This is a genomic window from Rapidithrix thailandica (assembly GCF_039710355.1).
Classification (GTDB): Bacteria; Bacteroidota; Bacteroidia; order Cytophagales; family Flammeovirgaceae; genus Rapidithrix; species Rapidithrix thailandica.
Map to the genome: position 1 here is coordinate 256,181 of NZ_JBDKWZ010000006.1, position 15,951 is coordinate 272,131.

Annotated in this window: 7 protein-coding genes; 1 reads left to right on the plus strand and 6 read right to left on the minus strand. The window is 41.6% G+C overall.

What is annotated here, in order from left to right; genetic code table 11:
- Positions 1–191: 191 nt before the first annotated feature.
- On the plus strand, positions 192–7,493 hold the full coding sequence (sov, locus tag AAG747_RS12430; protein ID WP_346821499.1) for a T9SS outer membrane translocon Sov/SprA: 7,302 nt from the start codon (positions 192–194) through the stop codon (positions 7,491–7,493).
- A 250-nt stretch (positions 7,494–7,743) separates the two neighbouring features.
- Here sov and AAG747_RS12435 read toward each other — a convergent pair whose 3' ends face one another.
- The 6 genes from AAG747_RS12435 to AAG747_RS12460 form a co-directional block, all read right to left on the minus strand.
- Positions 7,744–8,379, minus strand: a complete 636-nt coding sequence (locus tag AAG747_RS12435) for a porin family protein (protein ID WP_346821500.1) — start codon at positions 8,377–8,379, stop codon at positions 7,744–7,746.
- A gap of 569 nt (positions 8,380–8,948) precedes the next feature.
- Positions 8,949–9,605 carry a porin family protein gene (locus AAG747_RS12440; RefSeq protein WP_346821501.1) on the minus strand — a complete coding sequence of 219 codons (657 nt, stop codon included), beginning with the start codon at positions 9,603–9,605 and terminating at the stop codon, positions 8,949–8,951.
- 418 nt (positions 9,606–10,023) lie between these two features.
- On the minus strand, positions 10,024–11,046 hold the full coding sequence (locus AAG747_RS12445) for an SPASM domain-containing protein (RefSeq protein ID WP_346821502.1): 1,023 nt from the start codon (positions 11,044–11,046) through the stop codon (positions 10,024–10,026).
- 58 nt (positions 11,047–11,104) lie between these two features.
- Complete coding sequence (locus AAG747_RS12450) at positions 11,105–13,504, minus strand: endonuclease MutS2 (protein WP_346821503.1); 2,400 nt, start codon at positions 13,502–13,504, stop codon at positions 11,105–11,107.
- A gap of 57 nt (positions 13,505–13,561) precedes the next feature.
- Entirely contained in the window at positions 13,562–14,077 is a 516-nt protein-coding gene (locus AAG747_RS12455; RefSeq protein ID WP_346821504.1) for a shikimate kinase, read from the minus strand.
- A gap of 197 nt (positions 14,078–14,274) precedes the next feature.
- Positions 14,275–15,864 (minus strand): toxin-antitoxin system YwqK family antitoxin, encoded by a 1,590-nt coding sequence (locus AAG747_RS12460; RefSeq protein ID WP_346821505.1) that lies wholly within the window; start codon positions 15,862–15,864, stop codon positions 14,275–14,277.
- Between the last annotated feature and the right edge of the window lie 87 nt (positions 15,865–15,951).

The following is a 15,951-nucleotide window of genomic DNA, read 5'->3' on the forward strand; positions in this document are numbered from 1 at the left end:
TCTGATCAGGTGGAGAAACAGGGGCATGCCCCTTTCCGCTCTTTAGGTATGGCACTCTTTTTAAGACCTACTGACAGGCTACTGTGAGTAGTTTTTTTTAGGAACTTCATACAAGTTGAGCCCTACACTAAGGAGGCATTTCATACAACTATCACGCTCGTTTTTACCTGGACTAAACGAAGAAACAGATTTTGAACTGGTTTATTTACTTCAAATCGTTACTCATTTCCATTGCGGGATTCGCTATTACCTATTCGGCCATTCCTGCTGATCATAAAGCGCTTACGCAGCCTTCCCCCTCTCCGGCTTTCTACCAGGAGGTAATGCAGGATACTGTCAAAAAAGACACTACTAAAAAGGTAAAAGCCCCTTCCTATGCATCGGACAGGCGTGGGGATCCGATTTCCAATTATTTTAGCCCTTCTCCCCTCTTGCTCCGGACACCTTCCAATGTCAACTTTTCGATGGAACTGGATACCAGTGGTACCTTTTACCGCCTCTCCGAAAAGCTGGGACCTTATGATTACCGTTACCGGTCTAAAATACCTTTTGACAGCTATAAAGACTTTAAATACCGCCAATTACAAAGGGACTACTGGAAGCGGATTTCTATGTCACAAGATGGAGGCGACAACTTGCCGGGAGACGACTCCGACCGCTTAATCCCGTTGATCGAACTGGGTCCGATAGCCAACCGCTTGTTTGGAGGAAGCCAGATCGATATCCGTACCAATGGTAACTTGGTACTGGATTTCGGAGGACTTTGGCAAAGAGTCAATAACCCCCAACTTCCCATTCGTCAACAGCGAAACGGAGGCTTTAATTTTGACCAGCAAATTAATATGAGTTTGACCGGAAAGATCGGGGAAAAGCTGGAAATCAATACCAATGTCAATACCGAAAACACCTTTCAATTTGAGCAAAAATACAATATCAACTATACCGCTTTTGAAGAAGACATTATTCAGGAAGTACAGGCCGGAAACCTTAGCTTTCCTGTTTCCAATAGCCTGATTACAGGCGCTCAAAACCTGTTTGGAGTAAGTACTAAATTGCGTTTTGGTAAATTGTGGGTCAATGCAGTCGTATCCAGCTCGCGTGGTACCAGCGAGCAAATCACCATTAAAAATGGCGCACAAAGCCGGGAATTCGAACTCCGGGCAGACGAATACGATGTAAACCGGCACTTTTTCCTCTCACAATTCTTCAGGGATAATTTTGAAAACAACCTTCGCTCTTTACCCGTCTTAACGTCCAACATTACTATTAACCGGCTGCAAGTATATGTTACCAACCGGAACAATAATACGCAGACACTTCGCAATGTAGTGGGGATGTTGGATTTGGGGGAAGGAACTCCCTACAGCAATAATCCCCTGATTTTACCTGGTATTCCGGGCCCTGCCAGTAACAATAGCAATGCCTTGTTTGCCAATATCAGTAGCCAAAGTGGCGTCCGGAACCCCGATGAAATCGTCAACACGTTGGAAGCCGCCAATTTTACCAATGGGGAAGATTTTGAACTTTTAAGAGGTGCAAGAAGACTGGAAGACAATGAATTTACCTTTCACCCACAACTAGGATATGTTTCGCTGACCACTCCTCTGCGCAATGATGAAGTGCTGATGGTGGCCTATGAATACCGCTTTAACGGACAAGCCTACAAAGTCGGTGAATTGAACGAAGACTTAACGGAACACAGTGAAAGCGATGTCACCATTCTAAAACTCCTGAAACCCTCCACAATTCGAACGGATTTGCCTACCTGGGACCTGATGATGAAAAATATCTATCCTTTGCAGGCCAACAGTCTGGAAAGAGAAAATTTTCAATTCCGGATCATTTACAGGGACGACCGCACCGGGCTGGATAACCCCAGTTTGCACGAAGGGATTCGCACCAAAGATATTCCCTTGGTTCGTATTATGAACCTGGACCGTCTAAATCAAAACAACGACCCGCAACCTGACGGGAATTTTGACTTTGTAGAAGGCATTACCATTGACCCCGTATATGGCCGGATTATCTTTCCCGTACTGGAACCTTTCGGAAGTCATTTAGAATCTTATTTTGATCCGGGAACTGAAAATCAACTCATTAACAAATACATCTATACGGATTTATACAACAAGACCCAAGCCGATGCGGCTTTAAATACCAGTAAGAATAAGTTCTTTTTGATGGGAAGCTATCAATCCGGCTCTTCCAATGAAATTGTCCTTCCCGGTATCAATATAGCACCGAATTCCGTAGTGGTGCGGGCCGGTAATATCGTGTTGCAAGAGGGTACGGACTATATGGTGGACTACCAAATCGGACGGGTACGCATCATCAACGAAGGCGTAATGAATTCGGGGAAGGAAATCAAAATCCAATACGAGCGGGCCGACCTCTTTAACTTTCAAACCCGGAATTTATTAGGGCTGGATTTAAAATACGAGTTAAATAAAAATGTCAGTTTTACCGGTACCTTATTGCACTTAAGTGAAAAACCAATCATCTCCCGGGTGACAATAGGCAATGAACCTGTAAAAAATACGCTATGGGGATTTGGGGTGAATTACCAAACGGAGTCCCGCCTGTTAACCAAGATGGTGGATGCATTGCCTTTCCTAAGCACGAAGAAAGAATCCAACATTTCATTTCAAGGGGAATTTGCACAATTGATCCCAGGATCACCCAAACTGATCGGTGAAAACGGCACCTCCTACCTGGATGACTTTGAAGGAGCGGAAGTGCCTTACAGCCTGGCCAGCAGCCCGGTTAAATGGGCCTTGGGAACCGTTCCCGATATGATTGCCGAACAAACCCCGAATACCGACCCCTTATCTTATAATTTTAAAAGAGCCAAGCTCGCTTGGTATAGCATTGACAATATCTTCTATGGTTCAAGAAGCCCATCCGGGACCAAAGAAACCATCAACAACCATTATATCCGGGCCATTCCTTTCAATGAAATCTTCCAAAACCGGGACCGGGAACAAATTGTGACCAATGAGCGTAGCTTTGATTTGGCTTATTTTCCGGCAGAACGGGGCCCTTACAATTACAATCCCGATTTAGACGCTGAGGGAAACTTGAAAAACCCGGAGGAAAATTTCGGAGCGATCACCCAGGCCATTACCAACGATGTAGACTTTGATAATATCAACATTCAATACATTGAATTCTGGCTGATGGATCCTTTCATGGAAGGAGAAAACGGTAGACAAATCACCGGCGCGACCGCCAATACCGGAGGAGATTTGTATATCAACCTGGGAAATATCTCGGAAGATTTGATTCCTGACAATCGCCACTTTTTTGAAAATGGCCTTACTTCCAGTCCGGACGGACAGGCCCAAACCGATTTCGGACAAGTGCCTACACAACAGTATTTAACCAATGCCTTTGACGTCACTAATCCCCGTGAGGTTCAGGATGTAGGATTTGACGGTTTGGGAAATGAGGCCGAAAATGCTTTTTATCAAGACCTGTTCATCAATAACCTTCCCGGGAGCTTAACGGCTGCGGCACGGCAGGCAATTATCGATGACCCTTCGGCGGATGACTTTCAGTATTATTTGGGTGGTGAATTAGACGATGCCAATGCCAACGTACTATCCCGCTATAAGAATTTCAATGGCCCGGATGGCAACTCACCGGAAAATACCGGGTCTACCACCTTTACCCCTTCGTCCACTACCATTCCGGACAATGAAGACTTAAACCGCGACAATACCCTTTCCCAACTTAATAATTACTATCAATACCGGGTACAATTGCCTAGCGGGCAGTTGGCAAACCACCGTTATGTAGTAGATCAGGTAGATGCTACCGCTCCTGAAACCGGAGAGCAAGTAACCTGGTACCAATTCCGAATTCCGATTCGTGAACCGGAAGAAACCGTAGGAAACATCGATGGTTTCAAATCCATCCGGTATATCCGTTTATTTCTCACCGGTTGGGAGCAGCCGGTGGTATTAAGAATGGTCAATTTACAAATGAAAGGAGCGCAATGGCGACCTTTTACAGGTAATACGAGAGGCCCGGAGCCGGGAGAAACACCGGAACCTTCTCAAGCAAAAGTCAGCATTTCAACAGTCAATATTGAAGAAAACGGTACATATGACGGCCTCAATACCCCATATGTGTTACCTCCGGGAGTGCAACGGGACTATGATGCCACCTCTACCGTTACCCGGCAGCTAAATGAGCAGTCTATCCAGATGTGTATTGAAAATTTGGAAGACAACCAATTCGAAGCCATTTATAAAAATGTAAATTTTGACCTGATCAATTACAAAAGGGTCAAGATGTTCATTCATGCGGAAAGTGACTTGGCCAACGATGGAGACTTAACGGCCGTCATCCGTCTGGGTACCGACTTCGAATCAAATTATTATGAAGTGGAACTCCCTTTAAAACTGACTCCACGGGGCAGTACTTTACCCGATGTCATTTGGCCAAGTGAAAATAATCTAGATATCCCTTTGGATGCTCTCTATCAAGTAAAAGCCGAACGCAATCAAAACCGTGCAGACAGGGGATTAAAATATACCTCTACTTATGATCAGTATACCGTTTCGGTGATCGGAAACCCGGATGTAAGCTCTTTGCAAACCATCATGCTGGGAGTGCGCAACCCTAAAACTTCCGACAAAGCCGATAAATCCGTTTGTGTATGGTTCAACGAACTCCGTGTAACCGATTTTGATAAATCCACCGGGTGGGCAACCAATGCCTCTTTAAATATGCAATTGGCTGATTTTGCTACGGTCAGCACCAACGTACGGTATTCCAGTGTAGGCTTTGGAGGTATTCAAGACCGTATTGCCGATCTTTCCCGGTCCGAATCATTGGATTTCGACATTTCTTCCAATATTCAGTTAGACAAAATCTTATTCAATAAAATCGGCCTCTCACTGCCTTTGTATGTCAGTTTTGAAAGACGTACGGTCAAACCTTATTACGACCCCTTGGATCCGGATATGCCTCTGGAACTTTCGGCACTTTCCAAAGGAGGGCAATCCTATATCGACCTGGTACAGGATACCTATAAGGCCCGGAGCTTTAACCTCACCAATGTAAAGAAGCAAAAGTTGAATCCCGATGCCAACAGTAATTTTTGGGATATCGAAAACTTTTCACTCGATGCCGCTTACTCAGACAGTTACTTGCGCAATAGCCAAATCGAGTCGCTGGTCACCAAAAACTGGCGTTTGGGAGCAACTTATAGTTATAATTCCAAAGCGAAACCTTGGGAGCCTTTTAAAAACGTCAAAGTGTTTAAAGGTAAATACTTCCGCTTGATCCGCGATTTCAATTTGAACCTGATCCCTAGCAACACCACGGTTCGCTGGGACCTGGACCGTAAGTTCCGCAGAACCCAGTTCCGGAATGAGAATTTGGAAACAACAGGCATTGACCCCACCTTTGAAAAAACTTTTATTTTTAACCGGGTGTACAATCTACAATGGTCATTATCTAAAAACCTTGGTTTACAGTACAATGCCAATGCCTTTGCGACCATTGACGAACCACTGGGCAATCTGGATACACCCATCAAACGGGATTCCGTATGGCAAAACATTCGCAACCTGGGCCGGTTAAAACGCTTCGATCAAACGATTGGCTTGACGTACCGGGTACCGCTTGATAAGATACCGGCACTGGACTGGGTCAATGTCGATAGCCGGTACAATACCACTTACTCTTGGGTGGCCGGGGCCGTTGGACTTGCCGATACGCTTGGAAATACCGCTCAAAACAAACAAAGTATTACGGTAAACGGGAAAGTAGACTTTACCAAACTGTATAATAAGGTCCCTTATCTGAAAAAGATCAATACACAGTCGAGTCGGAGAAGGTCCCGAAGACCTGTACCTGCCGAAGATCCTTATCAAGTGAAAAAACAAAAACTGGAAAAGAAAATCAGGAAAGTTGATGACAGGATCAATAAATGGTACGAACGCAAGAAGAAAAAAGAGCAAAAAATGCGCGAACGGGGCGTAGAAGTGGAAATAGACTCTGCGAAAATAGATCCGTTGCATTTGTTTAGCAAAAAAGAAAAACTGGAAGGTAAGCTGGAAAAAGTAGTAGCCGAAATTGCCCGTAGAAAAGCGGAAAATATTCAGCCTAGGCAAAACAAACTGGCAAAAGGCTTGACAAAAACCGCGATGATGGTCAAAAACGTATCGGTAAGTTACTCTGAAAATAATGCCACGACACTGCCCGGCTTTTTGCCTCAACCCAAACTTTTGGGCTTTGACGAACAATGGGATTCTCCAGGATTACCTTTTATTTTAGGTAGCCAAAACCTGAATATCAAAAACAAAGCTGCCGATAATAATTGGTTGGCACGCAATGAAGTGCAGACCTTGCCCATTATGCAAACCACCAACAAACAGTTCAGCATCAAATCGGATGTGGAGCCATTTAACGATTTCAAAATTCAATTTGAAGCCAAAAAGATTACCTCAGCCTCCTATTCGGAAATATACCGGTTTGTGGAAGATGAGAATCAGTTTGAGACGCAATCCCCTACCCGTACGGGAAATTACGGCATCACGTATTTGCTTTTGAATACGGCTTTCACCAAAGACAACGATGACAATTCTTCGGACTTATTCCAGGATTTTATCGACAACCGGAATGTTATAAAAGCCCGGTTAGATGCTCAAAATCCCAATGGGGAATATGACTTAAACTCCCAGGACGTTTTGATTCCGTCCTTTTTGGCAGCCTATACCGGTAAGGACCCAAGCAAACAAAAACTGAGCTCCTTCCCTCAAATACCATTGCCCAACTGGAAAGTTACGTACAATGGCTTGAGCCGGGTACCCTTGTTTGAAGACTTATTCAAGAGTGTGACGATCAGCCACGGATATGTTTCCGAATTTTCCATAGGAAGCTATAATTCTACCTATTTGTACGGCGCTTCGGCTATTAACCTGGATGTAAAAGAAAACGATACACCCATGGCAGAAGCCGACTCCACGGGTAAACTGGTACCGGTTTTCACCACTAACCAAGTGACTCTTTTCGAACAATTTGCCCCACTGGTCGGTGTAAACGTACGGACTCAAAATGACTTCACATTTAACGTACAATTCCGGAAAACACGGGATATGGCATTGAATTTAACAAACTTCCAGGTTACCGAAATTAAAAGTAATGATGTGCAAATTGATATAGGATTTAAAAAGAGTGGGATACGTCTTCCATTCCGTATTCAAGGCATCACACATACACTGAAAAACGACCTTGATTTCCGGTTTGCATTTGTACTACGCGACACCAAAACCACCCAGCGAAAAATCGAAGAACCCGATGTGGTTACGGCCGGAAACTTACAAATTCAGATTCGCCCAACGGTAGGTTATAATATCAACAAGCGGGCTAAGATCAATTTCTACTTCGAACGGAACATCAATGACCCGAGGGTTTCTAATTCCTTCCGGAGAACAAACACCGCCTTTGGTGTACAACTTCAATACGGATTGACCCAATAATAGGAATTTGGTACTTAGATATTTTTGATGCAAAAAAAAGAAAACCTTCCAGGCGTTAAAAACTGGAAGTTTTTTTGCAGAAAAGGACTACTTACATTCTTAACCGCATAGACTCAAAGCCTTCTAAAAGACGAACAGTAATTGTATACAGAGTTTCCTTCGTTCGTTTTACTTTCTCAAATTCTTTTATAAAAAAAGCTCTGTTGACGATACTGCCAACAGAGCTTTTATCTATATTAAAAGGTAGGTATTAATTTCCACCGAATAATCTGTATCCTACAGAAAGTTGGAAAACACCGTTTTTGATAGCATCTCCTTCATCATCATTTTCACGAGTATCTGATAAACCTAAGTTGTAACGGAGAGTAGCGTTAAGCCCCGCAGGAAGGTTCACACCAACACCAAAAGTAAGTCCAAAATCGATGCTTTTCATATCGTCTTTAATATCCACTTCTGTTTCTTCAGAATGACCCATTGCCTCTACTTCTGACTTAGTCTTTGCACTTAAAACAAACCCTGCTTGAGGACCAGCGTAAATATTGAACATTTCATTGATATTGAATTTTACCAATACAGGGACATTCAAATAATTAAGGTTAACCTTTGTATCATCGCTAATTTTTATTCCAAAATCTTCGTAAGTCTCTGATCTTTTAGCTCCTTGTGCAGAGAATAACAACTCAGGTTGAATGCTAAATTTCTCACTTACATTCGCTTCCAAGTAAGCTCCAAAGTGATAGCCTAACTTAGAATCCATGTCAAACCCATCTTGACTACTGTTTAAGTTGTTAAGGTTCAAACCTGCTTTTAAACCTCCTGATACTTGTGCTTGTGCAAATACTACTGCAAACAAAGCAAACGCAACGGTTAAAATGGTCTTTTTCATAGAAAGTTTTTCTGTTTATGAGTGATATTAAAAATTACCGAGGCAAATTTAAAGCAAGGTGAGGCGCATTTACACAATAAATCCTCCGGCAAAAAGCACATTTGCTTTTCCGTAAAGATTATAGAGCAAATAAAAATTATAGAAAAGTACTAATTACGGGATTGGAAGGTAGTGGCTACCTTATTCTGCTTATTCAGTATTTTCAAAAAGTACTCTTTTTCAGTGAGTTCGAAATCACACATAAAACCCCAATAAAAAGTTACATAATATATAAATAATTTTTCTATTAATCGATTTTAACTTTTCAAAGATATGTATTTAATGCCGGTCGTTTCAAAAGGAAATCAACTTTAAAAATTTTAACATTGTCCACTTTAAAAAATCATACAGCCATGCATCCTTTCAAGAGTAGGTCCAGGAGCTCAATTGACGAAAAAAAGAATTCATTTTAACAAAATAAATTCTCTTTTTAGGTACAAAATAAAGCTCAATCCCACCTTACTATTTTTTCACAAAAAAGCCCGGTTACTTATACAGTTAACCGGGCTTTTTATTTTTCCTTTATTCGTTCAGTAACAGCCGCAACCTCCAAACAACTTATAGCCAATAGAAAATTGGAACACTCCATTAGTCACCGAATCACTGTTTTGTTCTTTTGAGGTGATTAATGCCTTGGTCAATCCCAAATTATAACGCAACGAAGCATTAAAGCCGACCGGGAGTTTTACACCAAGCCCTACAGCAAGCCCCCAATCCACATTTTCCATTCCACGCTTAATATTATATTTCGCTTCATATTCATTACTTCCATCAAAGGCCTCTTGCTTGCGATGTGCTCTTAATATTATTCCCAACTGAGGACCTGCATATACATTAATCACCGGACTCACATTAAACCTCACTAACACAGGAATATTTAAATAATCCAAATGTAACTTTTCCTTGTAACCGGCTTCATAAGTCGCATAAACACTTTTCACTCCTTGGGTAGAATACAGGACTTCAGGTTGGAGGCTTATTTTATCAATGATGTTAACGTTTGCATAAATGCCCACATGATATCCCAATTTATAATCTATATCTACATTGTAAAAGGCACTTAATTTATGATCGTAATTATTCAGCGTATTTACATTCAATCCAGCTTTTAGCCCTCCCGAAACTTGTGCATGCGCCAATACCATAGCAAACAAAGTAACTGCAACAGTTAAAAGGGTCTTTTTCATATAAAAAATCAGATTTTCGATTGTCAAAAATTACCTAAGCAAAGGTAGGGGTAGGAAAGAAGCAAACATATACCAAATAAGTACAATAAAATCACATACAGCACTTAAAAAAGAACTTATACTAAAATACCCTTTGTTTTCCAGCTTACAAAACCGGAATCACAGGCAATCCCAGTTTATTTGGCCTCAGAAAACCACATCACAAGAGACTAAATTACAACTACTTATATAATACCACCTTTGTCTTAAAGAAAATATCCACCACTCTTTACTTATATTATCACAGAAGACCAATTGTACATTTAACCATACTCTCTTTAATAGATTTCTTTATAAAGTCAAGCTATTGATTATTAACATTGTCTACATACCAAAAACCTACACCAAAATTTGTATAAATAAAGAAACAGGTTAATTTCTAAGCCCATACTTTCGTGCCTTCGGTACAATTTTTACACATTTCAATTTTACTTCGGGAACGGAGCAGCGTCTGTCGAAAGCCTTGGTAGGGTCTACTGTTCCACAATTCGGAAAAAGAACCTTTTTGTAAATCTCCCAATCGATGATGGGCATCTTTGTCAAAACAACAAGGCACAACCAACCCATCCCAAGTGATTACGCAAGAATGCCACATTTTCCAACAACCGTCTACCAGTTTGTTTTTGATTGTGTAGCTTCCATCTGCTTGGCGCGCATAGCGGGAATAACGGTCTATGGTAGGAATTAGAGGTGAGCCGTTTTCATAATCATATATTTGGGCTGTTTTCAAGCCTACTTCATCTACGCCTAATTCTTTTGCCAACTTTTTCACATCGGCTATTTGATGTTCATTCGGCCTAACTACTAAAAACTGAAAGACAATATGCGGAGTGCGGGATTTTAATGACTTCTTCCATTTGATGACATTTTTGGTTCCCGCAATCACCTTTTCCAAATCCCCTTCTTTCCGGTAGGATTGGTATACTTCCTGGGTAGTTCCGTCAATTGAAATAATCAAACGGTCCAGGCCGGATTCAACCGTTTTCCGGGCAATGGTATCCGTTAAGAAATGCCCGTTGGTAGAAGTGGCAGTATAAATCTTTTTAGAGGAAGCATACTGTACCAAGTCCAAGAATTTAGGATGAATGAAAGGTTCTCCCTGAAAATAAAAAATCAGATACAACAGGGTTTCATGCAGCTCATCAATGGTTCGTTTAAACAAATCCCCTTTTAAATTACCTGTTGCCCGGCTAAATGCCCGCAAACCACTAGGACACTCCGGACATCGTAAATTACAGGCAGTAGTAGGCTCAAAAGCTATGCTAAGCGGTAGCCCTTTTATATTGGCTTTACCAGTCCAACGCGACCAATAATAACTGGATAAGATTCGCCAAATATTTACCAAACGCTTTCTGTTGAGTTTAGAGAAAAAATTCAGCCCGTCATAAAAATTCCTATTCATACACTAATCGCGTTGGACATGGTTTAATAGATTTATACCTGAAGATTAATATCTCCTGTTATTTCAGAGTAATCAAGGTTACCCCTGCTCCTCCTCTGTCAGCATGTTCGTCTTCAAAATACTTCACTTCTTTAAAGTTCCGCAGGTGGTTGCGCACCACCTCTCTTAAGATACCATTTCCTTTACCGTGAAGGATTTTCAAATGGGTGACACTGAGCATAATTGCCGAATCGATAAAATCGTCAATCATAGACAATACCTCTTCTGCCCGTTTCCCCCGGATATCGATAGAGGGGTTAAAATGTACCATTTTATCGGCCATAGTCGCTCCGGCGGAATGACCGCTTTTCCCTGTGGTAGATGCTTTCCTGAATTCTTTCCGGGTTACTTTTACCAGACGGTTGAGCTTGATATTCGACTTCAAGGAACCGATCATTACCAATGCATCTTTGCCCGAGATGGATAACACTTCTCCGTAGGCGTTTTGATCTTTGATTTTCACATAGTCTCCTAGTTTGATCGTCCCCCCTACTACTTTGTATTCGTCATCAGGCTCTACGGGAGCTTCTACTTTTTCAGGAGTCACAGATTGTTTAAAGCCTTCCAACTCCTTACGGATACGCTTGGTTTCTTCTTTCTCCGCTTTGTTTTCCTTTATCGACCTGATCGCGCTTTCTATCTGTTGATTTGCCCCTTGGAGCAAGCGTTGGGCTTCAATTTTTGCCTCGTTCAGAATCTTCTTCTTATTGGCATCCAGATACTCCTGAATGGATTTATACTTTTCCAATTCCTGAGTCATGGCACGTTCTTTCAACAATAGTTGCTGATTTTTCTCTTCCAGCTTGCTCTTTTCTATTTCCAGGTCATTGAGCAATTGCTCTACGTTGATTTTTTTCTTACCCACTTTTTTCCGGGCTCTGGCTACTACTTGCCGGGGAAGCCGGATATTTTGCGCGATTTCCAGCGCAAATGAACTTCCGGGTTTACCAATATGCAATTCGTACAATGGTTTTAAATTTTCCACATCGTAACGCATGGCTCCATTGGTAATCCCTTCCATTCTCTCCGCATAAAATTTCAAGTTGGCATAATGCGTAGTGATCACCCCATATACCTTTTTGGCATTGAGTTCTTCCAGGATCGATTCGGCAATGGCCCCTCCCAGCTCGGGTTCCGTTCCCCCTCCAAACTCGTCAATTAAACACAAGCTTTGAGCATTTGCATGCCGAAGGAAAAACTTCATATTGGTAAGGTGGGAACTATACGTACTCAAGTCGTCTTCCAGAGACTGTTCGTCACCTATATCCATAAAAACACCTTGAAAAAAACCCGCTTTGGACCCTTCTTGCATAGGCACCAACAAGCCACATTGCAGCATATATTGCAATAACCCTACGGTTTTCAATGTAACGGACTTTCCTCCGGCATTAGGACCGGAAATTACCAGAATACGATTCTCTTGGGACAGATAAATATCCTGGGCAACTACTTTCCTGTTTTGTGCTCTGAAGCTAAGTTGCAATACCGGGTGAAAAGCCTTTCTCCAATCAATAAACGGCTCTTCAATAACCGGAGGCCGGATGGCTTCGGTCTCTAAAGCAAACCTTGCTTTGGCCCGGATAAAGTCCAACATTCCCAAATAATAATTGGCTTTGGACAAGCTCTCCAGATGAGGCCGCAAAGTATTGGTAAGTTTAGTCAGGATTTTAACAATTTCTCTTCGCTCCCGGATTTGCAAATCTTTAATTTCATTGTTCAGATTCAACAACTCTTCCGGTTCGATATACAGCGTTTGTCCGGTAGAAGAAGCATCGTGCACCAAGCCTTTCACATGCCGCTTGTGCTCTGCATACACCGGAATTACCATCCGCCCTTCCCGGATAGTAGGGTTTAATTCTTCGGCTGCAAACCCCTGATTTTTCAGACTTTTAAAGATACTATCTAACCTTCTGCGCAAACGGCTTTTTTCAGAAATCAAACTATGCCGGATCGCATTCAGTTCAGGCGATGCCGTATCCTTCATTTTGCCGTTTTCATCGATTACTTTATCGATATCATACAGCAAATTCGGATTGACCTCAATTTGTAAAATAACTTCCGACAACGTGGGTAACTCTTCTTCTATTTCCGTAAAAAAATGGATACAAGCTTGTAAAGTCCCCAACGTCAAGCGTAGCTCATAAAATTCTTCTTCTGTCAGAAAGGCTCCTTCGATTTCTGCTTTCTGCAAAAACGGAGTCAGATCATTGTAATGATTGTCCGGAAAGTTTTGATCCAGTTGCAGTACTTTCACAAACTCTTCCGTCTGATTGAGCAGCTTTTCCAGCAAAGAATAATTATTTGTAAACCGGACTTTATCTACAAACTGCCGCCCCAGCTCTCCACTGCATTTTTCCTTTAGAAATTGCCGGATTTTATCAAACCCGACCTTTGTTTCAATATTTTTTGGGTATAACATGAATCTAATTAATCAATAGTCAACGAACGTTTTCAATCACTGCGAATACATCGCCTCTTAACGTCCTAATAATTTCAATACCGCCTCTACAGATTGTTCTGCCTCATTCAAGGAGAATTGTGCCTGTTGGTAGTAGGGCAATCGCAACGCATATTTCTTTTGAAGTTCTTCCATCAATTCCTCCTTTTCCTGTTGTGGCAAAAGGGGGCGCTGTCCTTGTTGTTGGCTCACCCGCTTCGCCAACTCTTCTATGGATGTATTCAAAAATATGGAAACCCCCTGCTCTTTGATAAACTGAATATTATTATAAAAACAGGGTGCTCCTCCACCGGTAGCAATGACAGTTTGTTCCAAGGAAGCTGTCTCCAACAAACATTCCCGCTCCACTATTCTAAAATAGGCTTCTCCTTTATGGGCAAAAATTTCCGGAATAGAGGCCTGCTCTTTCTCTTCGATAGAGGCATCCAAATCCACAAATGTATAGGCCAGCTGTTGAGCCAAAGCATTTCCAAACGTGGATTTGCCACTTCCCGGCATTCCGATAAGGTAGACTTTTAAATCTTTCAATACCATAAACAGTCAATTTTGACTTGCCAAAATTACAAATAACTCTTCCGAAGTGCAATGGCTCTACCATTATCCGTTTCCGGAACCGCTGAAAGCCCCTATAAAAAGGATCCCCCGGTAAAGAACCTCATGGGCCTCTTTACCAGGGGAATCCTTCTATTCAGTCAACAATTCCACTTATTTAGGTTCTCTTATGGCAGGATTTATTCATTTTTTTGAGGTTCGAAAGTTTCGCTCTTTATCAATTCTCCTTTTTTATATTCTTCCTCTTTGACTTTATTTCCTTCTTCATCGTAGTAGGTCCAAGTGTTCAGCCTCATCTGTTGGTACTGTTTTCCCGTACTTTTTAACTGCCCGGATTCATAGAAGTTTTTTACCATACCATAAATCACTCCCCGGTCGTAAGGAATTTCAGCTTGCACCTTACCGGACTCATAATACAAGGTGGTCAGACCTTTTTGTTTGCCATTCTGATACTGTTGCTGTTCTTTCATTTTCCCGGAAGGGTAAAACAATATCCGTGAGCCGTTCAACAAATAATTCTTATACGATTCTTTTAAAGACGGCTGGCCATTTTCGGTATAGTACACCCAGTTGCCTACCGGCTTGTTATCTTCAAATTCCTTTTCGGAAAGGAGTTGTTTATTAGCTCCGTAGGTTTTGATCCTTTTATTTTTTTCCAGGTTTCGGTAGATTACCTCCTCTTTCACTTCTCCATTTTCAAAATACTCAACGTTACTTCCACTTTTCTTTCCCTTTATGTAATTAAACTCATTCTTAACCTTTCCCGATGAATAATACACATGGATTTTTCCATCGAGGATCCCGTTCTGCATATGCCCTTCCTTGCTGAGTTTACCCTCTTTGGTATAAGTCTTAAAGTAACCCGTATTTTTACTACCCTCCGTTTTTACGTCTGTATTAACCTGGCCATTTTCATAGTAAGTAGTGTAATTCCCAGTCAGCTTGCCTTCCAGGTACTGCGCCTGGGTTTTCATATTTCCATTTTTATAATAGGTCTTCAACAGTCCGTGTTCCTTGCCATTCAAGTAATTGATTTCTTCGGAAAGTTGGCCGGTTACGTAATACTTTTTGGTCAGGCCGTTCAGTTCATCCTTATGAAATATGCTTTCCACTTTCACTTTTCCACTTTCATAATAGACGGTGAACTTCCCTTCCAGCAAATCGTTCGCATAACTTCCTTTTTGCAAGGTTTTTCCATCAGGCCCGAAAGCCACGACTTCGCCTTCCCGTTTATCATCTTTATAGTTATACTCAGCCATCACCTTTCCATCCTGATAGTAGTTCACCATTTTTCCCTGCCGTTTTCCCTTCTTAAAGTTCACCTCTGCTTCCAACCGAGACGAGGGGTAATACTTTTTCATTTTCCCTTCAATTTCACCTGTTTTATATTCACATTCTATTTTGACTACCTCATTCCGGTAAAAGCTCAAATATGCACCGTCCATTTTCCCATTTTTATACCGGTACGTTGCGCGAGGTATTCCGTTTTCATAAAATTCCTGATATTCTCCATCCAATACCCCCTTAGAATAATTCGCCATAATTTCCACATTGTACGAAGTAGGGTAGTATTTTTTATATACCCCTTCGATCAGAGAGCTATCTCCATCGAGGATAAAATATTCTTCTTTTACATACTGTTTTTGCGGATCATGGTAGGTAATTACCTTTTGGGTAATCTGATGAAATGCTTGAGAAGAGGAGGCCAACAAGATCAATGAAGTAAATACTTGAAGGGCCAAAGTTGTGCGTTTAGTTATCATTAACATGGGTCTTTAGATTTGAATAGAGAACAACGGGTATATGTAGTTGAATTCAATCAGTTGGACAAAATAACTTCAAAAGCCCGGAATATT